33 protein-coding genes are annotated in these 24,719 nt (G+C 68.3%); 17 read left to right on the top strand and 16 right to left on the bottom strand.

Translation table 11 applies throughout. The annotated features are described in order from the left end of the window. The first annotated feature begins 78 nt into the window (after positions 1-78). A complete protein-coding gene (locus tag G7B71_RS00165) occupies positions 79-1,131 on the top strand; it encodes a deoxyhypusine synthase (RefSeq protein ID WP_166036641.1) in 1,053 nt (350 codons plus the stop codon). An 81-nt stretch (positions 1,132-1,212) separates the two neighbouring features. Here G7B71_RS00165 and G7B71_RS00160 read toward each other — a convergent pair whose 3' ends face one another. Continuing rightward, on the bottom strand, positions 1,213-1,539 hold the full coding sequence (locus G7B71_RS00160; protein ID WP_166036640.1) for a hypothetical protein: 327 nt from the start codon (positions 1,537-1,539) through the stop codon (positions 1,213-1,215). Between the two features lie 133 nt (positions 1,540-1,672). Here G7B71_RS00160 and G7B71_RS00155 point away from each other — a divergent pair, with 133 nt between their 5' ends. Genes G7B71_RS00155 through G7B71_RS00140 form a run of 4 tightly spaced genes read left to right on the top strand, consistent with a single transcriptional unit; the run spans position 1,673 to position 4,636 of the window. Beyond that, positions 1,673-2,590 carry a hypothetical protein gene (locus G7B71_RS00155; protein WP_166036639.1) on the top strand — a complete coding sequence of 306 codons (918 nt, stop codon included), beginning with the start codon at positions 1,673-1,675 and terminating at the stop codon, positions 2,588-2,590. A 43-nt stretch (positions 2,591-2,633) separates the two neighbouring features. Then, positions 2,634-3,044, top strand: a complete 411-nt coding sequence (locus G7B71_RS00150) for a hypothetical protein (protein WP_166036637.1) — start codon at positions 2,634-2,636, stop codon at positions 3,042-3,044. A 60-nt stretch (positions 3,045-3,104) separates the two neighbouring features. Next, positions 3,105-4,100, top strand: a complete 996-nt coding sequence (locus tag G7B71_RS00145; RefSeq protein ID WP_166036635.1) for a glycosyltransferase — start codon at positions 3,105-3,107, stop codon at positions 4,098-4,100. Continuing rightward, entirely contained in the window at positions 4,097-4,636 is a 540-nt protein-coding gene (locus tag G7B71_RS00140) for a GNAT family N-acetyltransferase (RefSeq protein ID WP_166036632.1), read from the top strand. The genes G7B71_RS00145 and G7B71_RS00140 overlap by 4 nt, the downstream gene beginning before the upstream one ends. Positions 4,637-4,677: 41 nt before the next feature. Here G7B71_RS00140 and G7B71_RS00135 read toward each other — a convergent pair whose 3' ends face one another. Next, positions 4,678-5,214 (bottom strand): GNAT family N-acetyltransferase, encoded by a 537-nt coding sequence (locus G7B71_RS00135; protein WP_166036630.1) that lies wholly within the window; start codon positions 5,212-5,214, stop codon positions 4,678-4,680. 77 nt (positions 5,215-5,291) lie between these two features. On the opposite strand from G7B71_RS00135, the gene G7B71_RS00130 reads away from it, so the two are divergent. Then, positions 5,292-5,930, top strand: coding sequence for a twin-arginine translocation signal domain-containing protein (locus G7B71_RS00130; protein ID WP_166036628.1), 639 nt, complete (start codon positions 5,292-5,294; stop codon positions 5,928-5,930). 152 nt (positions 5,931-6,082) lie between these two features. After that, positions 6,083-6,673 (top strand): L,D-transpeptidase family protein, encoded by a 591-nt coding sequence (locus G7B71_RS00125; protein ID WP_166036626.1) that lies wholly within the window; start codon positions 6,083-6,085, stop codon positions 6,671-6,673. Here G7B71_RS00125 and G7B71_RS00120 read toward each other — a convergent pair. From G7B71_RS00120 to G7B71_RS00100, 5 genes are all read right to left on the bottom strand, one after another. Then, complete coding sequence (locus G7B71_RS00120) at positions 6,670-7,857, bottom strand: class I SAM-dependent RNA methyltransferase (protein ID WP_166036625.1); 1,188 nt, start codon at positions 7,855-7,857, stop codon at positions 6,670-6,672. The two genes, G7B71_RS00125 and G7B71_RS00120, sit on opposite strands and share 4 nt — an antisense overlap. Positions 7,858-7,864: 7 nt before the next feature. Then, entirely contained in the window at positions 7,865-9,250 is a 1,386-nt protein-coding gene (locus G7B71_RS00115) for an NAD(P)H-hydrate dehydratase (RefSeq protein ID WP_279338384.1), read from the bottom strand. Beyond that, the gene (locus G7B71_RS00110; RefSeq protein WP_166036623.1) at positions 9,247-9,639 is read right to left on the bottom strand and encodes a hypothetical protein; all 393 of its coding nucleotides are present in this window, start codon (positions 9,637-9,639) and stop codon (positions 9,247-9,249) included. Before G7B71_RS00110 ends, G7B71_RS00115 begins: the two co-directional genes overlap by 4 nt. 15 nt (positions 9,640-9,654) lie before the next feature. Continuing rightward, positions 9,655-10,407 (bottom strand): enoyl-CoA hydratase/isomerase family protein, encoded by a 753-nt coding sequence (locus tag G7B71_RS00105; RefSeq protein ID WP_166036621.1) that lies wholly within the window; start codon positions 10,405-10,407, stop codon positions 9,655-9,657. 275 nt (positions 10,408-10,682) lie between these two features. Continuing rightward, the gene (locus tag G7B71_RS00100) at positions 10,683-11,156 is read right to left on the bottom strand and encodes a hypothetical protein (protein WP_166036619.1); all 474 of its coding nucleotides are present in this window, start codon (positions 11,154-11,156) and stop codon (positions 10,683-10,685) included. A 119-nt stretch (positions 11,157-11,275) separates the two neighbouring features. On the opposite strand from G7B71_RS00100, the gene G7B71_RS00095 reads away from it, so the two are divergent. Beyond that, positions 11,276-12,826: an alkaline phosphatase D family protein gene (locus G7B71_RS00095; protein ID WP_166036617.1), complete on the top strand. Its 1,551-nt coding sequence runs from the start codon at positions 11,276-11,278 to the stop codon at positions 12,824-12,826. 5 nt (positions 12,827-12,831) lie between these two features. Next, entirely contained in the window at positions 12,832-13,278 is a 447-nt protein-coding gene (locus G7B71_RS00090; RefSeq protein ID WP_166036615.1) for a MaoC family dehydratase, read from the top strand. A gap of 33 nt (positions 13,279-13,311) precedes the next feature. Here G7B71_RS00090 and G7B71_RS00085 read toward each other — a convergent pair whose 3' ends face one another. From G7B71_RS00085 to G7B71_RS00065, 5 genes are all read right to left on the bottom strand, one after another. Next, complete coding sequence (locus tag G7B71_RS00085) at positions 13,312-13,866, bottom strand: hypothetical protein (RefSeq protein ID WP_207774675.1); 555 nt, start codon at positions 13,864-13,866, stop codon at positions 13,312-13,314. 205 nt (positions 13,867-14,071) lie between these two features. Further along, positions 14,072-14,917 (bottom strand): cytochrome c1, encoded by an 846-nt coding sequence (locus G7B71_RS00080; RefSeq protein WP_166036613.1) that lies wholly within the window; start codon positions 14,915-14,917, stop codon positions 14,072-14,074. Positions 14,918-14,929: 12 nt separating this feature from the next. Further along, a complete protein-coding gene (locus G7B71_RS00075) occupies positions 14,930-16,258 on the bottom strand; it encodes a cytochrome b/b6 (RefSeq protein WP_166036611.1) in 1,329 nt (442 codons plus the stop codon). 14 nt (positions 16,259-16,272) lie between these two features. Further along, entirely contained in the window at positions 16,273-16,842 is a 570-nt protein-coding gene (gene petA / locus G7B71_RS00070; protein WP_166036609.1) for a ubiquinol-cytochrome c reductase iron-sulfur subunit, read from the bottom strand. Positions 16,843-17,033: 191 nt separating this feature from the next. Beyond that, positions 17,034-17,534: a DUF3592 domain-containing protein gene (locus G7B71_RS00065; RefSeq protein ID WP_166036607.1), complete on the bottom strand. Its 501-nt coding sequence runs from the start codon at positions 17,532-17,534 to the stop codon at positions 17,034-17,036. A 239-nt stretch (positions 17,535-17,773) separates the two neighbouring features. Here G7B71_RS00065 and G7B71_RS00060 point away from each other — a divergent pair, with 239 nt between their 5' ends. Both G7B71_RS00060 and G7B71_RS00055 read left to right on the top strand, forming a co-directional pair. Continuing rightward, complete coding sequence (locus tag G7B71_RS00060) at positions 17,774-18,250, top strand: tRNA (cytidine(34)-2'-O)-methyltransferase (RefSeq protein WP_166036605.1); 477 nt, start codon at positions 17,774-17,776, stop codon at positions 18,248-18,250. Between the two features lie 204 nt (positions 18,251-18,454). Further along, positions 18,455-18,850 carry a hypothetical protein gene (locus tag G7B71_RS00055; protein WP_166036603.1) on the top strand — a complete coding sequence of 132 codons (396 nt, stop codon included), beginning with the start codon at positions 18,455-18,457 and terminating at the stop codon, positions 18,848-18,850. Between the two features lie 101 nt (positions 18,851-18,951). Here the strand turns inward: G7B71_RS00055 and G7B71_RS00050 are convergent, their stop codons facing one another. Both G7B71_RS00050 and G7B71_RS00045 read right to left on the bottom strand, forming a co-directional pair. After that, positions 18,952-19,215, bottom strand: a complete 264-nt coding sequence (locus tag G7B71_RS00050; RefSeq protein WP_166036601.1) for a hypothetical protein — start codon at positions 19,213-19,215, stop codon at positions 18,952-18,954. A 70-nt stretch (positions 19,216-19,285) separates the two neighbouring features. Continuing rightward, positions 19,286-19,519 carry a hypothetical protein gene (locus G7B71_RS00045; protein ID WP_166036599.1) on the bottom strand — a complete coding sequence of 78 codons (234 nt, stop codon included), beginning with the start codon at positions 19,517-19,519 and terminating at the stop codon, positions 19,286-19,288. Between the two features lie 142 nt (positions 19,520-19,661). Between G7B71_RS00045 and G7B71_RS00040 the strand changes: the two genes are divergently transcribed. Then, positions 19,662-20,051: a hypothetical protein gene (locus G7B71_RS00040; RefSeq protein ID WP_166036598.1), complete on the top strand. Its 390-nt coding sequence runs from the start codon at positions 19,662-19,664 to the stop codon at positions 20,049-20,051. 31 nt (positions 20,052-20,082) lie between these two features. Here G7B71_RS00040 and G7B71_RS00035 read toward each other — a convergent pair whose 3' ends face one another. Further along, positions 20,083-20,856 (bottom strand): hypothetical protein, encoded by a 774-nt coding sequence (locus G7B71_RS00035; protein ID WP_166036596.1) that lies wholly within the window; start codon positions 20,854-20,856, stop codon positions 20,083-20,085. Positions 20,857-20,985: 129 nt separating this feature from the next. Between G7B71_RS00035 and hemF the strand changes: the two genes are divergently transcribed. Beyond that, a complete protein-coding gene (hemF, locus tag G7B71_RS00030) occupies positions 20,986-21,876 on the top strand; it encodes an oxygen-dependent coproporphyrinogen oxidase (protein WP_166036594.1) in 891 nt (296 codons plus the stop codon). Positions 21,877-21,889: 13 nt separating this feature from the next. Beyond that, positions 21,890-22,465, top strand: a complete 576-nt coding sequence (locus G7B71_RS00025; RefSeq protein ID WP_243406021.1) for a GNAT family N-acetyltransferase — start codon at positions 21,890-21,892, stop codon at positions 22,463-22,465. Here G7B71_RS00025 and G7B71_RS00020 read toward each other — a convergent pair. After that, positions 22,458-23,225 carry a hypothetical protein gene (locus tag G7B71_RS00020; RefSeq protein WP_166036592.1) on the bottom strand — a complete coding sequence of 256 codons (768 nt, stop codon included), beginning with the start codon at positions 23,223-23,225 and terminating at the stop codon, positions 22,458-22,460. The two genes, G7B71_RS00025 and G7B71_RS00020, sit on opposite strands and share 8 nt — an antisense overlap. 84 nt (positions 23,226-23,309) lie before the next feature. On the opposite strand from G7B71_RS00020, the gene lipB reads away from it, so the two are divergent. The 3 genes from lipB to G7B71_RS00005 all read left to right on the top strand — a co-directional run. Further along, positions 23,310-23,960 carry a lipoyl(octanoyl) transferase LipB gene (lipB, locus tag G7B71_RS00015; RefSeq protein WP_166037011.1) on the top strand — a complete coding sequence of 217 codons (651 nt, stop codon included), beginning with the start codon at positions 23,310-23,312 and terminating at the stop codon, positions 23,958-23,960. 102 nt (positions 23,961-24,062) lie between these two features. Next, positions 24,063-24,332, top strand: a complete 270-nt coding sequence (locus G7B71_RS00010) for a hypothetical protein (protein ID WP_166036590.1) — start codon at positions 24,063-24,065, stop codon at positions 24,330-24,332. A 119-nt stretch (positions 24,333-24,451) separates the two neighbouring features. Then, the coding region (locus G7B71_RS00005; RefSeq protein WP_207774674.1) for a hypothetical protein at positions 24,452-24,719 on the top strand (268 nt) is incomplete at its 3' end.

Here is a 24,719-nt window from a genome sequence, read left to right as displayed (position 1 = left end):
CACGCCCGGGGCGGATATGAACGGGTTTCCGCGTCCCCATGAACGACGGCGGTTCATAGTGGAAGTGATGGACAGACGATGACCGACACCCTGATCAACGACAAGCGCAAGGCCGAGCTGCTCTCGAACGAGGTCGAGCATATCGACATCAAGAGCTTCGACGCCCGCCCCATCGTCGATGCGATGAAGAAGATGAGCTTCTCCTCGCGCGACACCGGCCGCGCGACCGAGATCTACAACATGATGCTCGCCGACAAGGATTGCTCGATCGCGCTCGTCGTCGCGGGCTCGACCTCGGCCGGCGGCTGCATGGACCTCTATGCCGATCTGGTGCGCAACAACATGGTCGACATGATCGTCGCCACCGGCGCGACCATCGTCGACATGGATTTCTTCGAGGCGCTCGGCCACAAGCACTATCAGGCGCTCGAGATCCCCGACGACGACACCCTTCGCTCGCTCTACATCGACCGGATCTACGACACCTATATCGACGAAGAGAAGCTTCAGCAGACCGATCACACGATCGGCGACATCGCCAACGGCCTCGAGCCCAAGGCCTATTCGTCGCGCGCCTTCATCCGCGAGATGGGCAAGTGGCTGGTCGAGAACGGCAAGAAGGAGAACAGCCTGGTCAAGCTCGCCTACGAGCATGACGTGCCGATCTTCTGCCCGGCCTTCACCGACAGCTCGGCCGGCTTCGGCCTCGTCAAGCACCAGGTCGACCGGATGAAGGAGGGCAAGGCCTACCTCACCATCGACAGCATCGCGGACTTCCGCGAGCTCACCGACATCAAGATCAAGGCCGGCACCACCGGCCTGCTGATGATCGGCGGCGGCGTTCCCAAGAACTTCATCCAGGACACCGTCGTGTGCGCCGAGATCCTCGGCCATGACGATGTCGAGGTTCATAAGTACGCGGTGCAGATCACCGTCGCCGACGTGCGCGACGGCGCCTGCTCCTCCTCGACCCTCCAGGAGGCGGCGAGCTGGGGCAAGGTGTCGACCGCGATGGAGCAGATGGTGTTCGCCGAGGCGACCACCGTGCTGCCGCTGCTCGCCAGCGACGCCTACCACCGTGGCCACTGGCGCGACCGCGAGGCCAAGCGCTACGGCGCGATGTTCGACTAAGACGCGAAACCCCCGCCCTCACCGGCGGGGGTTTTTCTTTGCCCTCCAGCCAGGCCTCCGGAGGAGGCCCGAACCTCAGGCTTATTGCGGGCCGCCGACGCTGGCCGCGGTGTCGCCAGGCGACACGAACCCGTCCGTCTGGAACTCGCGCGTGCTGTCCTGCTGCGCTTGACGATCGGCCTCGCGGTCCGCCTGCGAGCGGCAGACGCGCCGCGCGAAGCGGGAGCCGGTGGGCCGCTCGGTCGTGCAGATCTGGCGGTTCGAGCCCGGCGCGGTCACCCGGATCGTGCTGGTCGGCTGCTGCTGCAGCAGGGCGCCAGCGGCGTTGAGCGGCGTCGACACCAGCATCGCCGGGCCGGCCGTGACAGCGAAGATGAGAATCAACCGCATCGGGCGCGCGCGCATCATGTCCTCCCTCGGTCGCAAAGCCGCAAAGACAGGGGCTGAAGCACCATAGCCCGCTTCCACGCTCGAAACCAGCGCGCTTCCGCAATGCGCGCCGATGTCCTAGGCTGCCCCTTCGAGGCTTGGGAGGCAGGCAATGCCGAAGGGGGACCGTCGCCGCCGGCTGACGATCGCACTCGCGCTCTGGCTCGGAACCGCCCCCGCGCCAGCCCTGGCGTCGGAGCTGGTGCTGGGCCCCGAGGGCGGCCATGTCGTCGAAGGGCGGGTCAACCACCATCCCGTGCGGCTTCGAGTCGACCCGGAAACGCCGGGTCATGTCATCCTGAACGGCGATGCGGCCTTTCGCTTGCGCCTGTTCCCGACCACGCGTGCCGCCGCAGCCATCATCGGCCCGGTGCGGGTCGAAGGCGCCAGCCGTCCCACGCCGGTGACGGTCGGCGGAATCAGCGGGATCCGCCGGGTGGTGTGGACCGATCGCACCGTCGTCGACGGCGCCGACGGAGTGATCAGCCCGGCCGACCTGCCGTACGACCGCGTGACCTTGCGGTTCCGAGCCCCCGCCGCGGACGAGCAGGAGTTCGAATTCCCCATGCGCTTCGGCCGGGACCTTGGCCTGTTCCACTCCCTTCGGCTTCGATCCGGCATGGTCCACGTCCGGGTCTCGACAAGCCGGAGTGCCAGTCTCGCCACCGCCGCGGCGGGCGCCTTGCTGGTGCAGGAGTTCGGCGGCGGATGGGATGGGGAAGCGCGCAGTATGACGATCAAATATGGCGTCGACCGCCCGGTCCGGCCCATCAGGCTTGATCTGCCTGCCTTGCTAGCGGGGCAGCCGATCACCGACCTGCTCGTCCGGACCCGCGACCATCGTGGCATGCTCAGCCTGCCCGCCGACGCACCGGCGGACCCTGACGAGGTGGTGGTGACGGCGCAGATCCAGCGCCAGCCGGCGCGCTTCCTGGTCTCGCTCGGTCTCGACTGGCTGAGCAGCTGCAGCAGCTTGACGTGGGACAATAACGAGCGCCGAATGACCCTGCGCTGCGCGGCCCCCGCATGAACTGCTTAGGTTGAAGATCGGATCGGCAGGAGAGGAGACGACGATGCTGAAGCTTGCGGCCCTGGCAATCATCGCTTTCGGAACGGCAACGGTCCAGGCTCAGGGCCCGACTGTCGACGTCGGCACCGGCAATTGGAGCGCACTCCCCGAGGCGCGAGTGATCGGCAACGTCCATGTCGGAAGCGCAGTCGCCGAGGAGGTGGCGCGGATCGGCCGCGAACGCTCCTGCCAGGTCTCCGGGCTGGGCCGCGACAGCGTCGACCTGACGGTGCCGTTCGTCCTGGAGTTCGATGACGCGGAGCGAGTCCAGCGTATCGTCCTTCGCGACATCGGCTGCCCCGAGCTCGAGACATTGTTGGGCCGCGCCGTCCAGCGGTTGGCCGACCTGCGCGAATATCGTCCGAGCGGCGGTCCGGGCTGGTACCGCAGCGCGCTTGAGCTGTCGGTCGACTGACGTCGATCAAAGCAGTCGGGAGTCGACGCGCTGCGGCCCCTTCCCTACTGCTGGGCACCTATGGATGGAGCCGAGCTGCCGCGGGTCAGCCTGATCCTGCTGACCTTCAATCAGCAGCTTTACGTCGCCGAAGCGGCGCGCTCGGCGTTCGCCCAGGATTATCCGAACCTCGAACTGGTCTTCAGCGACCATGGTTCGAGCGACGGGACACTGGCCATCCTCGAGGAACTCGTGGCGGGATATTCGGGGCCGCATCGGGTCATCCTCAACCGCAGCGACGCGCCGGGCGGCGTGCTCGGCCACGTCTATGACGCGCTGGCGCGAAGCTCGGGCGGGCTGATCGTCGGCGCCTCGGGCGACGACGTCTCCCGCCCCGACCGGGTGTCGCGGCTCGCCGCGCGCTGGCGCTCGACCGGCGCCGCCATCCTGTGCTCCGCAAGCGAGACCATCGACTCCGACGGGCGGGTCCTGGCCACGCGCGGCCGGCGCGACATGGTGCATGACGTCGCGCGCTATTTCCCCGACAGCCACGCCTTCCATGTCCACGGCGCGGCCGCGGCCTATGACCGGCGCGCCCTGGAAGCCTTGGCGCCGCCGGATTTCGATGTGATGAGCGAGGACATGTTCTTCGGGCTGATGCTGGGTCTGCGCGGTGCGCGCTTCGAATATCTCGACGAGCCGCTCGTCCGCTATCGCCTCCACGACAAGGCGCTCAGCAACCCCGTCGCCGCCGCCGCGACCCTGGCCGCCGCCGAATACGCGATCGAGCGCCATTCCGCGCGGGCGGCGCGGCTCCTTCGCCACGCCGAGGACGCCGCGACGAACGGGCGGCATTGCGACCCCGGTCATGGCCGGCCCATCCGGGTCGACCTGCGCCGGCTGCGCGCCGATGCGGCGTTCCACGAGGCGCGCGCCGGCTGGTCCCGCTTGAGCCCGGCGCGGCGGCTCGGCGCCTTGCGCTGGGCGCGCTCGCCGGCACAGCTTCGCTGGATGTTGCCGCGCCTGTTCGGCCAGCGCTTCCTCGCGCTCCAGAAGCAGCTGACGGGACGCGCATGACGACAGCCTCACGACTCCCGCGCCTGATCGCGACCGATCGCCTGCGCCTGCGCGCCGCAACCACCGACGACGCCGCCTTCATCCTGTCGCTGCGCCTCGACCCGGAGCGCAACCGGCATCTCGCGCCGACCGGTCCGGACCTCGACGCCCAGGTCGCCTGGATGAAGGCGGACTCGACCCGGCCCAACCGAAGCTACTATGTCATCGAGGATCCCCAGGGCGCGCCGCTCGGCGCGATCCGCCTGGTCGTCGAGGACGACGCGCGCTTCGGCGCCCATTCGCTGATCGTCGCCACCGACGCGCCGCCCGGAACCGCGGTTGAGGTCGCCGTGCTCGTCTATGGTTTCGCGTTGCACTCGAACCTGGTCGGCGGCCGCTTCTTCACGCGCCAGGCCAACGAGAGGGCCTGGCGCTTCTTCGAGAAGATCGGCGCGGTCCATGTCGGCAACGACGGCGACGAGCGCCACTATGAGGTCACGGTCGACATCATGCGCGACTTCATCGGCGATCCGGGCCGCGTGACGATCGAAGCGTGAGTCGCGAAGAGTCGATCTGACGGTCGGGCGGACGATGTCTATCAGCGCGCCTGCCACTGCTCCCGGCTCTGGCCCCAGATCTCGACCGGATAATGTTCGAACGGCGCGGGGAGCTTGCCGGGGCCGCGATGGACGGAACCGAGCCGCTCGGCGAGACGGATCGAGGGCGCGTTGTCCGGATCGATGGAGTGGATGACCTCGCTCCAGCCGAGATGGTCGAACGCCCAGTCGATGCTCGCGACGGCAGCCTCATAGGCATAGCCCTTGCCGCTCGCCGCCTTGATCAGCCCCCAGCCGACCTCGGTTCCGGGCCAGCCCTCGGGCGTCCACGGCCCGATGCGGCCGATCCAGCGGCCGCTGTCCTTCTCGATCACCGAGAACATCGCGAAGCCGTAGCAGGCCCAGGACCCGGCCATCGCCATCATGCCGCGCCAGCAGGCGGCGCGCGGCTGGACGCCTCCGATGAAGCGCGCGGTTTCGGGATCGCCCATCAGCTCGGCCCAGCCATCGAGATCCTCCGCCGCGGTCGGGCGGAGCAGCAGGCGCTCGGTCTCGAGCGTCGGTCCCATTCTGTACATATCCTGTCACCTTCGTTCATGTTCGCTTGTCGCAACATTCGTTACGCTCGCGTACGGATGGGAAGGGAGTCGCGCAGATGAAGCCGCGTCGCAAGGTCAGCCGTCGTTCGTTCCTCGCCACCGTCGCCGGCGCCGGCGCGGCGGCCTTCGCCTCCGGCTCGGCCCACGCCGCCCAGGTCAGCGACAGCGATCCCTACGATCCCGCCGGACAGGGACGCGGCGGCGCCACCGACAACGATCCTACCGATCCGGTCGGCCAGGGACGCGGCAGCTGGGGCCGCAGCGGAGTCACCGACAACGACCCCACCGACCCGTCGGGCAACGGCCGCGGCGGCTGGGGGCAAAGCGGTCGCACCGACAACGACCCGTCCGATCCGGTCGGCCAGGGACGCGGCGGTCGCGGGCAGAACGGCGTCACCGACCGCGACCCGACCGACCCGGCAGGCAACGGCCGCGGGCGCTACACCGGCGTCACCGACAGCGATAGGGGGCGCTATGCCGATCCGGCCAATGGCGGGCGCGGCCGCCGCGGGGGAGTGACCGACAATGATCGCGGTCGCAACGCCGATCCTCCCGGCCACGGACGCGGCGGGGTCACCGACAGCGACACCGGGCGCTTCGCCGACCCGATCGGTCGCGGTCGCGGGCGCAGGACCTGCTCCGACAGCGACAGTGGCCGCAACGCGGACCCGGGCGGATTGGGGCGGCGCTGCTGACCGCGGGCACGACTCGCTCATAAGTCGCGGCAGGCGCGGCACAAATTTCTGTCAAGTGCGTTTATCGGTCAAAACCCAGGAAGGGCAAGAGCACGGCGCGATGTCGCGGCCACTCGCTCGAGTCCGGCCTGACAGGGACAGGATAAACCACAATGTTGCGTTCGGCTTACCGCCTGGCGCGCGGGACGGGTATTGCTCTTTTGCTTGCCGCCGCGCCCATTTCTTCCGCTTATGCCATGGATTCCGCCGGGATCGAGCAAAGGTCGACTTCGCTCGATCCCGGCGAGTACGTGTGGAATCCGGCAGGAGCTCCGGAGGGTCCGATCGAGATCGTCGTGTCGATCCCGATGCAGCTCGCCTACGTCTATCGCGGCGGCCAGCTGATCGGGGCCTCGACCGTGTCCACCGGCATGCCCGGGCACGACACGCCGACCGGCACCTTCACCATCCTCCAGAAGCGGCGCACCCACTTCTCCAACCTCTACGACAACGCGCCGATGCCGTTCATGCAGCGGCTGACCTGGGACGGAATCGCGCTCCATGCCGGCCAGATCCCCGGCACCCCGGCCTCGCACGGCTGCGTCCGCCTTCCGATGGCGTTCGCGCGGACGTTGTTCGGCGCGACCGGCCTCGGCACGCGCGTCCATATCGTTGATGCGTCTTTCGCCTCGGCGGAGCAGGCGCTGGCGATCGGGCGCACCATGGCCCCCGACGAGCATGCCGAGCTTGCCTCCAACGGCTAGCGGCTGAACCCCGCGACCAGCTCGACATGGGTCGACCAGCGGAACTGGCCGACCGGTTGCACCCAGTCGAGCCGGAAGCCGCCCTCCACGAGCGCTTTGGCGTCGCGGGCGAAGGTCGCGGGGTTGCAGCTCGCATAGGCGACCCGGCCGACCTTCGCAGCGGCGAGCTGCTCGACCTGTTCTTTGGCCCCGGCGCGCGGCGGATCGAGGACGATCGCGTCGAAGCGGTCGAGCTCGGCCGTGGTGAGCGGCCGCCGGAACAGGTCGCGGTGATCGACGAAAACCTGGCGCTGGGCGCGGTTGGCCGCAGCCTTCAGTGAAGCGGCGCCGCCGCGCGCGCCCTCGGCGACATAGACCCGGCCCGGGAGCGCCAAGGCGAACGTGCCGAGACCGGCAAACAGGTCGGCGACCATCGCCGCATCACCGACCGCCGCTTGGACCCCGGCGACCAGCGCCGCCTCTCCGTCCGCGGTCGCCTGAAGGAAGGCGCCGTGCGGCAGCGGCACGGCGATGCCGCTCAGCGTCACCGTGACCGGGTCCGGCTCCCATAAAGTTTGGGGGCCGTAGCCGTCGTCGAGGCTGAGACGGGCAAGCCCATGCTGTTGGGCGAAGGCGGTGACCGCCTCGCTGGCATCCAGCGTGTCGGCACGGCCGCCCTCGACCAGAACGTCCGCGCCCTGGTCCGTCAGCGCCAGGCGCACGCCGCCGCTCGAGCGCGGCCCGAGCAGTCGGCGAAGCAGGCCGCGCAGCGGCGCCACCAGCGCGAACAATTCCGGCCTCAGGATATGGCATTCGCGCATGTCGATGATGCGGTGGCTCGCTTCCTGGTGGAAGCCGAGAAGCACCGTCTCACCGCGCCGCTCGACCTTGAGCGCGGCACGGCGCCGGCTGTTCGGCGGCGAGATGTGTGGCGCACGGATGTCCGCCGCGGCCAGCCCCTGCGCCGCGAGGGCGGAGGCGACGCGGTCCTGGATGAACACGGCAAAGGCCGCGTCATCGACATGCTGCAGCTGGCAGCCGCCGCACTCGGGGAAATGGCGGCACGGCGGGGTCGCGTGATGCGGGCCGGGTGTGACAGCGCCGGCGTCGTCGACGAGATCCCCCGGTGCTGCGAACGGCACGAAGCGCCCGTTCTCGGTCACTCCATCGCCGCGCGCGGCCAGTCGGACAATCTTCTCGCTCATCGGCAGCTCAAACGCATTCGGAATAGGACTGACGCAAGTGAGCGACGAGATCGTCGGCGATGAAGGCCGGCCCGGCGAGCTCGGCGGCACGGCCCTGGAGCCAGACGCCGGCCTGGGCGGCTTCGAACGCCGGAAGCCCGGCGGCGCGCACCGCGGCGATGATGCCGGCGAGGACGTCGCCGGTGCCGGCGCTGGCCAGCCAGTTCGACATGTCGCGGCAGATCGCGGCGCGGCCGTCGGGGTGGGCGATCACGGTGTCGGCGCCCTTGTAGACCACCACGGCGTCGATCGCCGCCGCCGCGGCTCGGGCGCGCTCGACCTTGCTCCCGGCGCCTTCGCCGAACAGCTTGGCGAACTCGCCGTCATGGGGAGTCAGGATCGGCCGGCGAGGCTGGTCGGCGAGCCGCTCCAGCCCGCCGTCGGCGAGAATCTGCAGGGCCCCCGCATCGAGCACCAGCGGCCGCCCGGTGGCGAGCGCGGCGTCGAGCAGCCGCCGTCCCCCTTTGTCGGCTGGAAGGCCGCAGCCGGCGAGCAGAGCGCCGATGCGCGGGTCGTCGAGCCGGTCGAGCGGGCCTTTGCCGTTCTGGACGATCGCAGCGGGCACGCCGGGCACCACCGTTTCCGCCTGCAGCCGCACCGCCCCCGCCCCTGCCCGAGCCGCCGCCGTCGCCGCCAGAATCGAAGCGCCCGGCATCGCGCCGGCGATGATCGTCACCAGCCCACGGGTATATTTGTGGTCGTCCGGGCCTGGGCTGCGCAGGCGCGGGCGCGCGACCTCGATCAGCCGGCTCGCCGCCTCGATGCCGATGTCGGCGACGACGACGCGCCCCATGTGCCGCGCCGCCGGCTGGAGCAGATGGGAAGGCTTCATTGCCCCGAACGTCACGGTGAGCTCGCAGTCCGGCACCGGCGACAGGACCCTGCCGTCGTCGGTCGCGACGCCGCTCGGCAGGTCGATCGCCGCGCGAATCTGCGCCGCGCTCGCGAGGCGGGTCAGGGCGCCGTGGACCTCGGCGTCCAGGCCGCGCGTCAGGCCGGTCCCGAACAGGGCGTCGATCAGCAGCGGCGCCGGGTGCGCGTCGGCGAGCGCCACGACCGGTCCATCCCACGCCGCTCGAGCGGTGTGGGCGTCGTCGCTCCTCGGCTCGGCCAGCGCCGCCACGGTCACCTGGAGCCCGCGCGCGCGCAACAGCCGAGCAATGACATAGCCGTCGCCGCCATTGTTGCCGGGCCCGCACAGGACGAGCGCCGGCATCGGCCCGGCGAAGCGCCAGATCGCCTCCGCCGCCCCTGCCCCGGCACGTTCCATCAGCGTGTAGGCAGGGGTGCCGGCGGCGATCGCTGCGGCCTCGGCGGCGCGCATCTCGTCGGCGGTCAGGATGAAGCGGGTCACTGGCCTGCGGCGGATGCCGCCGAGCTGGAATCCTGGGGGACCGGCCCGACCTGCGCGGGCAGCCGGAAATGGTCGCCGGCGATGGCGACCTCGATCAAATTCTCGCCGATGATGGTGACCTCGGCCGGCTCGGCGCCGTCGGCGGCGACGACGCCGCGGCCGTCGCGGGTGGCGATCAGGCGCCGGAAGCCGCCGTCCGGCTTGCGCACGGTGAGCAGTAGGCCCTGATCGGTGCGCTCGCGCTCGACCGAGCAGAAACGCTGATACTGGTCGTCATTGCCGATCCGGCAGTCGATACGGCCGTCCGCCTCGAGCGTCGCATTCTGCGGGTCCGCCGGCTGGCAGGCGGCGAGCGGCACGAGGAGCGTGAGGAACAGGGCTGCGCGCATCGGCCGGCTTGTGGATCAAGCTTCCGAGGGTGGCAAGCGCCGGGCGGCGCGGGCGCGGGACAACAGCTCCACCGCCGCCGGCGAATGGAGCAGGTCCTCGAACGCGCGGTCCTGCTCGTCGTCGCTGCGCACGCCGGCGGCGGCGAGGCCGATTCCGCGCTTGAGCATGGCGATGCTTCCGGGGTCGCACGCGAGCAAGGCGTCCATCGAAGCGAGCAGCTCCTGCGGCCCGCCGATCGTCTCGACGAGACCGATCCGAAGCGCCTCCTCGGCCTCGATCGCCATGCCGGTGTAGAGCAGCCGCGCCGCATGGCCGGGGCCGACCAGCGCGACCAGCCGATGCACGTCCTCCTGGGGATAGCCGATGCCGATCTTGGCGGGCGTGATCGCGAAGCGCGCGTCCGGAGCGGCGAAGCGGATGTCGGCCGCCATGGCGAGTGCAACGCCGGCGCCGAAGCAGGCGCCCTCGACATAAGCCAGCACCGGGATCGGCAGGCGCGCGAAGCCGTCCAGAGCGGCGCGGATGGCGGTGCGGAAGCGGCGCCGCGCCGCCTCGCTCGCCTGAAGCTCGGCGAATTCGGCGAGGTCGGCGCCCGCGCAGAAATGGCTGCCCTCGCCGGCGACGATCAGCAGCCGCGCATCGGAGCCGGCGAGCGAGTCCAGCCGCCGCGCCATCTCCTCGAAGGCGTCCATGGTGAGCGCATTGCGGGCCTGCGCCCGGTCGAGCCGAAGCCAGGCGGTGGGTCCGTCGATGTCGATCCTGATCATGGTCGACGCAATGCCGCGCATAGGGCCAAAAAGGAAGGAGCCGGGCGCACTCTACGCGGCGCCCGGCCCCTGGATCGCGGTGCCCAACCCCCACGACATGGCGGGAAGCCGCAGGCGAATGTCTGCGCGGGAGATCGCGCTTCGACTCGTCGAGGGTCTATGCAGGCAAGAAGCGGGCCATGACGGAATCCTGCGGGATCAAATGGTTAACGAGGCCTCCGTGCCGTTCCAACGCGGCACAGCCGGGGCAGCCGACGCCCCGCCGCGGCACGATCCTATTCGGCCGGAGGACGGACGATCCTGACGCTGCCATCGGCATCGGCGTCGGCGTCCTCCCGTTCCTCGCGGCCCGCTGGACGCGCGTTCAGCGCGTCGGAATTGACGTGAAAGCCGAGCAATCGTGCGACACCGTCGTCGACCCGATAAACGAACCGCTCCGTCCCCCGCCCCCGCTCGAACTGGGTGTCGTAAGTGAGCGTGACGACCGTGCCGGCATTCGTATAGTTGACGTGCCATCCCTGGCGGTTGGTCCGCCGCACGTCGCCGAGGCGCTCGTCGATCACGTCCAGGAGCGCACGAAACTGCTCCGGCGTCGCGGCGCGTTTGAACTCGTCGGTGGACTGGTCGTACAGGCGGTCGACTTCCCGGTCGGCAGCCATTTCGTGGAAGCGCTCGACCTCGCGTTCGACCGTCGCGATATCGCTGCCCGCCGAGCATCCCGCGCTCGCCAGGGCCAGCGCGCCGATCAATGCTTTCCTCATCGCTCCCCTCCGCAATGAACGATGAAGACTAGGCACCTGCGGCACGCGCGACAAGCACGGGCGAATGCGTCTTCAATCCGTCCGCGTCGCCCTCTAGACCCGCTGGCATGATCAGCCGCCGCCATTTCGTCGCCGGCAGCGCCGCGAGCCTGTTCGCCGCGCCTGCCATCCTCAAGGCCCAGTCGCTGTGGCGCACCTATCCGTTCAGCCTCGGCGTCGCCTCGGGCGACCCGGCGCCCGACGGCTTCGTCATCTGGACCCGGCTCGCGCCCGAGCCGATGGCATCCGACGGCGGCATGGGCATCGGCAACGCGCCGGTGAAATGGGAGGTGGCTTCGGACGACCGCTTCCGCGAGGTCGTCGCGCGCGGCGAGGCGCTGGCGCGGCCCGAGCTCGCCCACTCGGTCCATGTCGAGGTCACCGGCCTGCAGCCCGACCGGCCCTATTGGTACCGCTTCGAGATCCTCGGCGAGCGCTCGCTGCGCGGCCGCGCGCGCACCCTGCCCGCGGCCGGCGCCACGCCCGCCTCGCTGCGTTTTGGGGTCGCCGGCTGCCAGCATTATGAGGACGGCTATTTCACTGCCTTCCGACACCTCGCGCGCGAGGACGTCGCCTTCGTCTATCACTATGGCGACTATATCTACGAATATGGCGGCGACTTCCCGCGGGTGAACCGCAGCGGCGACCTGTTCGAGCCGGTCCGCCTCCATTCCGGCCGCCGCGACCTCTACAACATCACCGACTATCGGCAGCGCTACGCCCAGTACAAGATGGATGCCGACCTGCAGCGCGCTCATGCCGCCCATCCCTTCCTGATGGCGCTCGACGATCATGAGGTTCAGAACAACTGGGTTGGCGACCTATCCGAGGAGGACGTGCCGCCGGAGGTCTTCGCTCTGAAGCGCGCCCACGCCTTCCAGGCCTGGTACGAGCATATGCCGGTGCGCCGCTCGTCGCTTCCGCGCGGCGGCGCGATGGCGCTCCACCGCTCGCTGAAATGGGGCAATCTCGCCGAGATCGACCTTCTCGACACCCGCCAGTTCCGCACCGACCAGCCGTGCGACGACGGCTTCAAGCCGGCCTGCCTCGAGGTGAACGCGCCGAATGCGCAGGTGCTCGGCGCCGAGCAGGAAGCGTGGCTCGGCCGCAACCTCGCCAGCCGCGACACCCGCTGGAACGTCATCGCCCAGCAGGTGATGATGATGTCTCTGGACCGCCGCCGCACGCCGGACGAGGCGCCGTCCAAGGTCATCAACCTCGACAGCTGGGCCGGCTATGAAGTGCCGCGCCAGCGGCTGCTCGCGCGCATGCGCGGGCTCGACAATGTCGTCGTGCTGACCGGCGACGAGCACCAGAATTGGGCGGGCCTGCTCCTCGACGACCGCGACCGGCCGGTGGCCGCGGAGCTCGTCGTCACCTCGGCCTCGAGCGGCGGCGACGGCCAGGATTTGCGCCGCGGAAGCGACACCATCCTCGCCAACAACCCGCAGCTGAAATGGGTCAACGACCAGCGCGGCTATGCGGTGATGGACGTCAATGCCGAGAGGGTGAGCGCCGACTTCATGGTCCTCGACCGGGTCCGAACGCCGGACGGCGCGATCAGCAAGCGGGCGAGCTGGACCGTGCCGCACGGCCGGCCGGATTTGGTTCAGGGGTGAATGGTATGAAGTTCTGGGAAGACCTGAAGGTCGGCGAGAAGAAGCGCTTCGGCGCCTACCAAGTGACCCGCGAGGAGGTGATCGCGTTCGCGACGAGCTACGATCCGCAGCCTTTCCACCTGTCCGACGAGGCAGCGGCCAAGACCCATTTCGGCCGGCTCGCCGCGAGCGGCTGGCACACCTGCGCGATGACCATGTCGATGCTCGTCGAGGAAGGACGCCGCGATCCCTTTGCCGGCCTCGGCTCGCCGGGGGTCGACGAGCTTCGCTGGCTAAAGCCTGTCTTCCCGGGCGACACCCTGTCGGTCGAGACAGAGATCATTGAGGTGCGGCCGTCGAACAGCCGCCCGGAATTCGGCTCGTTCACGTCGAACGTCACCGTGTTCAACCAGCATGACGAACCGGTCGCCCGCTTCACCTCGATCGTGCTCGTCGCGCGGCGCCCGAACTAACGTCCTCCCCGAGCACTCTCGGGGAGGAACGCCTCAATTCCGCCGGTCCCGCCTGCGCCGCTCGCGGCGATCCTCGCGGCGATCCTGGCGATAGTCGCGCCTGAGGTCGCGGCGCCGGTCGCGGAACTGCTCGCGCGTCAGGTCGCCGTCACGGAAGTCGCGGCGCAGCTCGCGCCGGTCGCGCCGGAACTCGCGGCGGTCGTCGCGCCGCTCGCGCCGGAAATCGTTCCAATTGTCGCGCCAGTCGCGGCGGTCGCCGCGCCAGCGGTCGCGGCGGCCCTCCCAGAAGCGGCGGTGGTTGTCGTTCCAGCGGTGCGGCCGGCGCCACTGGTCGTAGATGTAGAAGCCGGTGCCGGGATAATAGAAGCCGTCATACCAGCCCCAATAGGGGTCGCCATAATAGCCGCCATAGCCACCATAGCCCCCGCCATAGGGGTTGCCGTAATAGCCGCCATAATAGGGCCGGCCGTAACCGACGGACACGCCGCCATAGCCGTAGCCATAGCCGTCACCATAATAATCGGAGCAGCCCGCCAGCCCGAGCAGGGACAGCGGCAGGAGCAGCGTCAGGACGCGACGTCGAGCCATCGGTAAGTCTCCCCTGGAGAGAGACGCCCGCCCGCCCCACCAAAGTGGGCAAGCGTCGGTGTTAACCGTTGGTAAACCAACGGGTTGAAGGTTTCCCTTGCGGAATGAACCGCCGGTGAACGCGCGCCTCAAAGCAGGACATTTGAGACAAAAAAGGGACCCCGGCACGTGGCCGAGGTCCCCGTTTTTGACTGCGATGGACTGGTCAGACCGCGACCGACGTCTTGCCCTTCTTGACCTTCCGGTCGGCCCAGACGTTGCGGTAAGCGAAATAGGCCAGAACCGTCGCGAACAGCAGGAAGATCACCACCGCGAGGCCCATCTGGTGGCGCTTCTCGAGGTTCGGCTCGGCGGTCCACATCAGGAAGGCCGCGACGTCCTGCGCCATCTGGTCGCGGGTCGCCTGGGTGCCGTCGGCATAGCTGACCTGGCCGTCCGCGGTGATCGGCGCCGGCATCGCGATGTCGAGGTTCGGGAAGTAGGCGTTGTAGTGAAGCCCCTCCGGGGTCTCATGGCCGTGCGGCGCCTCGCGATAGCCGGTGAGCAGCGAGGCGATATAAGCGGCGCCGTCGGGACGCGCCTTCGCCATCAGCGACAGGTCGGGCGGGTTGGAGTTGTTGTTGGCCGCGCGCGCCGCCGTCTCGTTGGCATAGGGGCTCGGGAAACGGTCGGCCGGCACGGCCTTGCGGGTCGCCGCCTCGCCGGTGTCGGGGTTCACCGAGGGGACCTGGATCGGCCACTGGTCGGCGATCGCGCGGACCTCCGCCTCGCTGTAGCCGAGCTCGGCGAGGTTGCGGAACGCGACCAGGTTCAGGCTGTGACAGCCCGCGCAGACTTCCTTGTAGACCTGGAAGCCGCGCTGCAGCTGGCGTTCGTCATAGCTGCCGAACGGGCCGTTGAAGGTGAAGCCGATCGACCGCGGATGCTCGTAGGCGGCGTGGCTGCTCGCTCCTTCCTCGGCCGTGAACCAGGTGAACAGGCCGGTGATGAACGAGACTCCGGCGACGAAGACGAAGCCGAGGCCGATCAGGATGGCGATGAGACGTGCCATGGGTGCTTTCCCTTATTCGGCAGGCTGCGGCTGGGCGTCGCCGGCCCCGGGCTTGGACCCGGTCGGCATCCCCGCGGGTGAGGCTTCCTGAGCTTCGCCATGGAGCACGCTCTCCGAGATGGAGTTCGGCAGCGGCTTGGTCCGTTCGACCTTGGCGAGGATGGGGATGATGATCAGGAAGAAGGCGAAATAGTACATCGTGGCGAGCTGGCTGATGAGCACATAGGGCTCCTCCGCCGGCAGGCCGCCGCAATAGCCGAGCACCACCACAACCGCGAGCCAGATGAAGAAGAAGATCCGGAACAGCGGGCGGTAATTGGCCGAGCGGGTCGGCGACGTGTCGAGCCAGGGCAGGAAGAACATGACCAGGATCGACGCGAACATCGCGATCACGCCCCACAGCTTGGCGGGCAGGATGAAGTCCACCGTGAAGGCGCGAAGGATCGCGTAGAACGGCCAGAAATACCATTCCGGAGTGATGTGCGCCGGAGTCGAGAGCGGGTTCGCCTGGATGTAGTTGTCCGGGTGGCCGAGATAGTTCGGCAGGAAGAACACCATGATCGAGAAGATCACCAGGAACACGCCGAGGCCGAAGCCGTCCTTGGCGGTGTAATAGGGGTGGAACGGCACCGTGTCCTGCGGAGCCTTGACGTCCACGCCGGTCGGGTTGCCCGATCCCGGGATGTGAAGCGCCCAGATGTGCAGGATGACCACGCCGAAGATCACGAACGGCAGCAGATAGTGGAGCGAGAAGAAGCGGTTCAGCGACGCCGTGTCGGGCGCGTAGCCGCCGAGCAGCCAGATCTGCAGAGGCTCGCCGACCAGCGGGATCGCTCCGAACAGGCCGGTGATGACCTTGGCGCCCCAGAAGCTCATCTGGCCCCACGGAAGGACGTAGCCCATGAACGCGGTCGCCATCGCCAGAAGGAAGATGACCAGGCCGAGCATGAACACCATCTCGCGCGGCGCCTTGTAGGAGCCGTAATAGAGATTGCGTCCCATGTGGACGTAGATGGCGATGAAGAAGAAGCTCGCGCCGTTGGCGTGGGCATAGCGCAGGAACCACCCCTGGTTCACGTTGCGCATGATGTGCTCGACCGACTGGAACGCGATCGCGGCGTCGGCACGATAGTGCATCGCCAGGATGATTCCGGTGACGATCTGGATCGCCAGCGCGACCCCGGCGAGAACGCCGAAGTTCCAGAAATAGTTGAGGTTGCTCGGAACCGGATAGCCCGGGCCGACGGCGCCGTGGATGAGGCGCGGAAGCGGCAGACGCTCGTCGAGCCACTTCATGACGGGGTGCTTGGGCTCGTAATGCTGTGCCCAGGGGAAGCTCATCTTACTGGTCTCCCTCAGCCGATCCGGACGGCGGTATCGGAAGTGAATTCATATTCCGGCACCTCGAGATTGATCGGGGCCGGACCTTTGCGGATTCGGCCCGCGGTGTCGTAGTGCGAGCCGTGGCAGGGGCAGAAATAGCCGCCATACTCGCCCTTGTTCTCGCCTTCCGCGGCGCCGAGCGGCACGCAGCCCAAGTGGGTGCACACGCCCATCGTGATCAGCCACTGAGGGCGACCTTCCGAGGTTCGCTCGGCGAGCGTCTGCGGGTCGCGAAGCGAGCCGGGGTCGACGGCGTTGGCCGCCTGGATCTCGGCCGGGGTGAGGTGACGGATGAACACCGGCTGCTTGCGCCACTCGGTCTTGACCGCCTGGCCGGCCTCGATGCCCGACACGTCGACGTCGATCGACGCGAGCGCGAGCACGTCCGCGGACGGGTTCATCTGGTTGATCAACGGGTAGAGAACCGCCACCGCGCCGGCGCCTGCGAAGCTCACCGCCGCGACGTTGATGAAGTCCCGCCGCCGAACGCCGTCATGCGGCGCGTCCTCCGGCCCGGGTCCGGTCTTATCGAGAGTCGCCATATTCTACCTTCAGCGCCCACCCCAGAAGGGAGTTTGTACTGGATGCACGAAACCGCCCCCATGCCGGAACTTCCGGTGGGAGCGACGCCACGCGAACAAGGCCGCAACCCTGCGGCTCGCCGGCCTGATAGCCGCGAGCGCGGCGCTTTGCCAACATGGATTTTGACCGAAGGGATGACGAAGCGCGCCCGTCACAATCCCCACTGGCGCGCCCACCGTTGCGGGATCAGCCCGAGGCAGGCGATCAGGAGACCGACCGCCGCGAGGATATAGATGGCCGTGCGATCGCTCGTCACGGACAAGGCGGCCCGCTGCGGGTTGGCGGGATCGTAATGGACGCTGACCTGGCTTCCGACCGGATAGGCCGCGGCATAGGCCTCCGCCTCGCTCGCCGCGTCGAAATTGGGGTGGTCGGTCAGCAGGATCTTGCTGTTGCGGTAGATCGTCCCGTTGACCTCGAAGCGGTAGCGGACGACCGGCGCATAGGCGGTGGTGCGGCCCGACACCGTCGCGACGCTGGTTTCCACCACCTGGCCGGCCGTCGTTGGCCAGTCCCGCGCCGCGCCTTCGGTCCAGGCGGCCCAGACGTACCAGACCAGGGCGGCGATCATGAACGGCGCGCCGATCATCAGGAAGACGATCCGTCGAGCCCTGGCTGAGTCCGCGGGCCGTTCATCGGCTTTCCTGGCCATGGCTCCCCTTCCTCCCCTGCCCTGCCCCCAGGAAACACAGACTGGGCAGCACGGCAATCGCCGCTGCAACTTATCCTCCCCGCGTTTTCGCGGGGAGGGGACCGGTGAAGCCGGTGGAGGGGCCGCGCCGGAGGCGTGGAATTCTCGACGGAGAAGAACGCCGCCTGAGGCGGCGCCCCTCCACCATGCTGCGCATGGTCCCCCTCCCCGGCAAATGCCGGGGAGGATAAGGCCTGCCCATGCGCCTCGCCCTCTATCAGCCCGACCAGGCCGGCAATGTCGGCACCATCCTTCGCCTCGCCGCCTGCCTCGGAGTGCCGGTCGACATCATCGAGCCGTGCGGCTTCCCGTGGAGCGACAAGGCGCTGAGGCGCGCCGGAATGGACTATGCCGAGATCGCCCAGGTCACCCGCCATGCGGACTGGGATGCGTTCGCGGCGGCGCGCGCCGGCGCTCGCATCGTGCTGTTGACGACGAAGGGCGCGACTCCGCTGCCCAAAGCCCGGTTCGGGGCGGGCGACATCCTGCTGATGGGCTCGGAGAGCTCGGGGGTTTCCGAGCTGGTCCATGCGGCCGCCGCGTTGCGGGTGCGAATCCCCCAGGCCGCGGGAACGCGCTCGCTCAACATCGCGGTCGCGGCGGGGATCGCACTGGCCGAGGCGATCAGGCAGACCGGCGGGTGGCCCGGCGATCAGGGTTCGATCTCCGCTGCCTGAACGGCGCGTTGCGCCCATCTCGGCTCTGGGCCGCACTCGCTGGGCTGAATCCGAACGTTCGCTCAGCCAGCTTGGCTATGTCCGCTTTCGACCCATTGCGGACATTGGAGACCTCGTTACTTTCGCGTGATGCACCAGATTACGAACGACAATCACGCGGAGGCACTCGATGCCCTTCGAGACATCCTCCTGATGTATTACGAAATGACGACTGACTATGGCGGGTTCGGCCATGCGGTAAATATGAACGTGCGCTTCGACCCCCTGAAATTCATAGACGCCGAGAGGGACCCAAAAGCCTACTATATAGACATAGACCTACTCCGCGCCGGCAGCGCAATTGCTATCGTTTGTGAGTTCTATGACGTTTGGTGCAACGAGTTCTACCTACCCGCCGACTCTTGCACGCGCTATCAAGATGCACTTGAAGTCGGGCGGCTACGATTTTTCCCCGACATCGAAGAATTCCTTCGGGCAGCCACCGCACGCTACGTCGTGCCTGTGGAGGACGGCTGGTTCGCAGAGGCGGTCGTGCCAATCTACAAGAGGTATGTGCTAGGACTTTTTGCACAGCTCGCGGCGCCACAGCGCTCGGCATAGCGTCCGCTTTCCACCCTTAACGAGGGTTCGCCTGGATCTCGCGGGCGCCCGCCCGGAATGTCCGCTTGGGGTGGAAAGCGGACATTTGGTCACTCGGCACGTTACGGCTTGTTTTCGAGATGCTCGCGGTTAGCCAGCACTTCCTTCAGATCTGTATAGGCGGCTCGCCAGGCCGCATCTTCCTTGAAGAGGATCGAGCCTGCCGCGGAGCGGACTTCTTCGTCGGAGAGATCGCTTTCCGCTCGGCTGTCCTCACACCAACGCAAACGCTGCAACCGGGCAAGTAGGGCGCCAATGGACAAGGCTTCAAGCTCTTGCTGAGCCATGGGCAGGACTGCCCGCGCCAAGCCATGCCGTTTCTTCATGCAACAGTCCTAAGGGCCGATGCGCAATGTCCGCAATGGGTCGAAAGCAGACAAGCCGAAGCGCCCCTCGCTACCAAGGAAAGAACGCGGCGGTCACCTTGATGATAGTTCGGACGAAAAAGTACGTGAGCAAGGTCCCGGCGAGAACGATCAAGGCTTCATCAATCGCATCGGCAGAAAAGCCGACGCTGATCCCAACGTAGCGATCAAGCAGTGCGCTTGTGATTGCCCAAACCGACAGAGCGGCTACCGCGATCGTAATGCGCTTAGCGTGTCTGATCCGGGTTTCGTAATACCGATTCATCTGGCCCCATTACTAAGCGCTGCTCCTGTTCGCGAGTGCCATGCGTGCCTGACAGTCTCCAGCAATGTCCGCAATGGGTCGAAAGCGGACATTCGCCACGCTTGCGCAATGGTGCTCCTTCGGTTCTACTCCGTGTGTGAGAATGGCGGCTGCCACATTCCTGGCGCTTCTGGCGGCGCCCATGCCTGCTTGGGGGCAAGACTTCTCCTGCACCAACAAGGCTGCGGAAATCCAATGCGACGGCACTTCCTGCCTTGTGGAGACGGATAACTTCACCCCCATGCGGCTCACACGCGTCGGCGCCTCACTCTCCCTGTGCGCATATTCGGCGTGCTGGGAAGGCCGGATCGACTTCGACCACGAGCGCTCGGGGGTGCGATTCCTGCAAAGCCTGATGCAGCGGGAGGGCCCGGCCAATGAAGCGGAGACCTCCACGCTCTCCATCATGGTCAGCCGCCGCAGCGAGACGGCGCAGATACACTGGAACGGGGTTGTCAGCGTCCTCGAGTGCGGTTCGACACCCGCAGGGTAACCGTTCCGAGCCCGTTTCACCGATGTCCGCCCTACTCCCCCTCCGCCGGCGTGCTTCGCAGGCCGAGGGCGCGCATGCGCTTGTCGAGCAGGGTCATCGCCTCCTCGAAGGTCCAGCGCTGGCGGCGGCCGCCGGGGGCGAAGCGGCTGTCGACTCGGCGGGGCCTGCGGTCCCAGCGGGCGAGGAGCTTCATGACATGGTGGAATTCGGCGTCGCGGTCGGCGCTTCGGCCGCAGGTTGGGCAGCGGGCGCCCGCCACCCCCTCCCCGTCGTCGGCCGCCTCGACCGCGGCGCGGAACCGGCGCTGCGCGGCGAGAGCGAGGCGGACCGCCTCGGCCTCGAGCCGGACATAGCCTTCGGCGAGCGCCTCGCGATAGGCCGCGGCGAAGGCGCGGTCGGTGCGGCGATGGAGGTGGACCGTGGAATGCGAGACTCCGACGGAAGCGGCCGCCGCCTTGGTGTCGCAGGTCGCGGCGAAGGCGGTGAGGAACGCCGCCTGGCGCTCCGCGTCGAAGCGGACGTGGCGGCGGCGGCGCTGGCAGAGGCGGCGGTTGGCCGAAGCGAGGCGGACCTCCCCGCGCTCCGAATAAGCGCGCGTTCGCCGGTCGGCGGCGGGGGACGAAGCGAGCGCCTCGGTCCAGGCGGCGGCGAAGACGGGATCGCGGCGGCGCGCGCCGTAGAAGCCCATCAGGCTGAAGCCGGCCTCGGCCGCGGCATCCTCGCGCCGAGCGCCGCGCCGCAGGGCGGCGAGGAACGCCGCCCTGGCGGAATCGCCGATGCGGCGCGGCTCGTATTCCCTGTTCATCGCCGAGTGTAGAACATAGAAAGAACGAATAGGAAAGCGGGCGGGGCTTTCCCCACCCGGTCCTTGAATATCGCCGTCGCGGGAGGCATCGCGCTCGTCGAGGCGTTGCGGCAAACAAGGATGGCCCGGATGAGCGACACGATCGAGCAGGACAGCCCGCTGGCCCTCGACGACCAGCAGCAGGCGGCGCGCGACTGGTTCGAATCGCTGCGCGACCGGATCTGCGCCGAGTTCGAGGCGATCGAGCGCGAGGCCGGAAGCGACGCCCGCTTCGAGTTCGTCGAATGGGACCGGCTCGATCCCGACGGAGCGCCCGGCGGCGGCGGAGTCCGCGGCGTGATGAAGGGCAATGTGTTCGAGAAGGTCGGGGTCAACGTGTCGACCGTCGGCGGCCGCTTCAGCGAGGAGTTCGCGCGCACCATCCACGGCGCCGAGGACGACCCGCGCTTCTTCGCCACCGGGATCAGCCTGGTCGCTCACATGGCCAATCCGCACGTGCCGGCGGTACACATGAACACCCGCTTCCTGGTGACGACGCGGCGCTGGTTCGGCGGCGGCGCGGACCTCAACCCGCCGATCCCCTATGAGGATGACACGGCCGATTTCCACGCGCGGCTGCGCGCCGCCTGCGCCGGCCACGACCAGACCTATTATGAGCGGTTCAAGCGCTGGGCCGACGACTATTTCTACATCCCCCACCGCGGCGTTCACCGCGGCGTCGGGGGGATCTTCTACGACCATCTCGAATGCGTGGGGCCGGGCGAAGGCGCGACCTTCGAGGAGAATTTCGCCTTCACCCGCGACGTCGGCGAGGCGTTCCTCGACGTCTATCCGCGCCTGGTGCGGCGACGCATGGGCGCCAAGTTCACGCCGCAGGACAAGCAGCGCCAGCTCGAATGGCGCGGCCGCTACGCCGAGTTCAACCTGATCTACGACCGCGGCACCCTGTTCGGCCTCAAGACCGGCGGCAATGTCGACGCCATATTGATGAGCCTTCCGCCCGAGGCGACGTGGAGCTGAAGCGGGAGCGGCGGTGACCGTCCAATCGCTCCCGCCCGGCCATGTCGGCACGGTGGTGACCGCGCTGAGGATGGCGCGGCGCCCCACGCCGGGCCCGCTGCCCGCCTCCGAGCTGCGAATCGAGCCCTGGGCGGAGCCCGACCTGGACCGCTACCGGGCGCTGTTCCGCCGGATCGGCGCGCGCTGGCTGTGGTATTCGCGGCTGGTGATGAGCGATGCCGAGCTTCGCGCGGCGATCGGCGAGGTCCATGTCGTTCGCGACTCCGGCAGCGGCGAGGTCGGCATGATCGAGCTGGAGCGGGGGCCCGGCGCCTGCCGGATCCGCTTCCTCGGGCTGGTTCCGGAGCTGACCGGGCGCGGCCACGGCCGCTGGCTGGTCGGCGCGGCGCTGGCGCTGGCGTGGCGCGACGGGGTCGACCAGGTCGAGCTCTACACCTGCTCGCTCGACCATCCCGCGGCGATGCCGGCCTATCTCAGCGCCGGCTTCACCGCGGTGTCGCGCGCGTTCGAGAGCTTCCCCGACCCGCGCCTCGCCGGCCTGCTGCCGAGCGACTGCGCCCCGCAGGTGCCGCTGGTCGAGCTTAGCTGAAGCGCTTGGCGAGGTCCGGGCGCGAAGTCGTCAGCGCTCGGTAGATGGCGGCGAGCAGAACCGTCGCCACCAGGGTGGTGGCGGCGCTCAGGATCGCCCCGACGATGGCGAGAAGAAGCCCGCCGACGCCTTCGTTGCCGAGCAGAAGCACGATAACGATGCCAAGCGCCGAGCTCACCGCGACGTTGATGATCAAAGCGGCGATGTAGACGAGCAGGACGAGCAGCGCGATCTGCCAGCCGAGGCCGCGGCTCAGCGCCCACGACCGCTCGAGCGCCGCGAAGGGCGCCCGCCTTTTCTCCGCGACCAGCACCGGGCTGGCCAGCGACAGGCGGCCGAGCAGGTAGATGAAGGGGATGACGAAGAGCAGGAAGCCGATCGCCAGAGTCAGGTTCAGAACCACGGTCAGCAGCAGGTAGAAAGGCAGGATCGGCAGCGCCGCGGCCACCGCGCCGCCCACCGTCATGCGCGGCTCGGCGAGCAGCAGCAGGTAGATGGCGATGAGGCCGACCATGTTGACCACCGCCGACAGCAGCATCCAGTGGGCATTGCCCTGCCACCAGGCGACCATCAGCTCGATCATCTCGGCCGGGGTCGTGCCGCCTTCCGGCGGCGGCACGAAATGCGCGACCAGGACAGCGGGCAGGAACAGGAACACGCCCGCGATCGCGGTCAGCAGCCCCGCATTGGCGCCCAGCATCTTCAGCGTGTCGTCCCACACGCGGCTGAAGGAGAAGTCGGTCTTGGTCGATGCGTTCATGGCCCGGCTTTGCCGCGCCTGCGAACGGCTGGCAAGAAAGGCTTGGAGCGGACGCGCTTTTTCGGCACGGGGCGCGGCGTGACCATGGATGTTGCCGAGAATGTCGAGTGGTGGCTGACGGACGGGCTGGTGCCCTATCCGGACGCCCTCGCCGAGATGGACGCGCGCAGCGCGGCGATCCGCGCCGGGACCGCGCGCGAGCTCGTCTGGCTGCTCGAGCACCCGCCCTTGTTCACCGCGGGGACGAGCGCCGACCCGGCCGAGCTGTTCAACCCGCAGGGCTTCCCGGTCTACGACGCCGGCCGCGGCGGCCGCTACACCTATCACGGCCCCGGCCAGCGCGTCGGCTATGTCCTGCTCGACCTCGACAGGCGCGGCCGCGACGTGCGCCGCTTCGTCCATTCGCTCGAGACCTGGCTGATCGCTTCGCTCGCCGACGTCGGAGTCGAGGCGTGGGCGGTGCCGGAGCGAATCGGCATCTGGACGACCGACGCGCAGGGACGCGAGGCCAAGATCGGCGCGATCGGCGTGCGCGTTCGGCGCTGGGTGACCACCCACGGCTTCGCGATCAATGTGGCCCCGAAACTTTCCGACTTCTCAGGGATCGTCCCCTGCGGTATTTCCGAATTTCCGGTCACGAGCCTCGAAGACGTCGGGCTCGCGAGCAAGGGGGGGAAGCTGGACCTGGCGCTCAGGAACAATTTTGCCGCTTTTCTCGGCATGCTCGCCGCGTAACGAGCGGGCTTGAGAGCGGTTTCCTTTCCGTATAAGTGTGCAAACCGATTTGGGCAGAAACGGGCCAACCCGACCAAATCTTCTATCTAGGGAGCAATTCGAATGCGTGACATCATCATCAAGGCGTCCATGATCGCTGGTGCGGCTCTGCTCGTCACCGCCTGCGGCGAGACGGCCACCAACAACACCGCCGCCAACACCATGGGTGGCGAGTACAACACCACCGACACCATGGGCAACATGGGCGACATGAACACCATGGGCACCACCATGGACGCGAACACCACGATGGACGCGAACATGTCGGGCAACATCTCGGTCAACACCACGACCGGCAACGTGTCGGGCAACGTGTCGACCAACGGCATGTAAGCTTTCGCTTTTCAGCGAATGTTTCGAAAGGGCTGTCGGGCAACCGGCAGCCCTTTCTCGTTGGGGCAAGCGGCGGTAAGGCGACGCGAGATTTCAAGGGCAAGATGGGAGCCAAGCCGATGAAGAGACTGCTGTTCGCGGGCGCCGCGGCCGGGCTCCTCCTGCTCTCCGCCTGCGGCTCCGACACGACCGCCAACAATGACGCGGGCGCCGACCTCAACGCCGCCGGCGGCGTGCCGCTGGGCAACGACGCCAGCGCGATGGAGGTGGTCGGCAGCCAGGGCGCCGGCACGGCGTCGATGCCGGCCGCCGCTGAAGGCAATGCTGCCGCGCCGTCGCCCGACCGCAGCGGCACCGCCCCGCGCGCCCGCGACCGCGCCGACGAGA

The organism is Sphingosinicella sp. YJ22, assembly GCF_011320075.1.
In the GTDB taxonomy this organism is placed as follows: Bacteria; Pseudomonadota; Alphaproteobacteria; order Sphingomonadales; family Sphingomonadaceae; genus Allosphingosinicella.
Note: the sequence above shows the minus strand (reverse complement) of the source record. Positions and strands in the feature narration are given on the sequence as shown.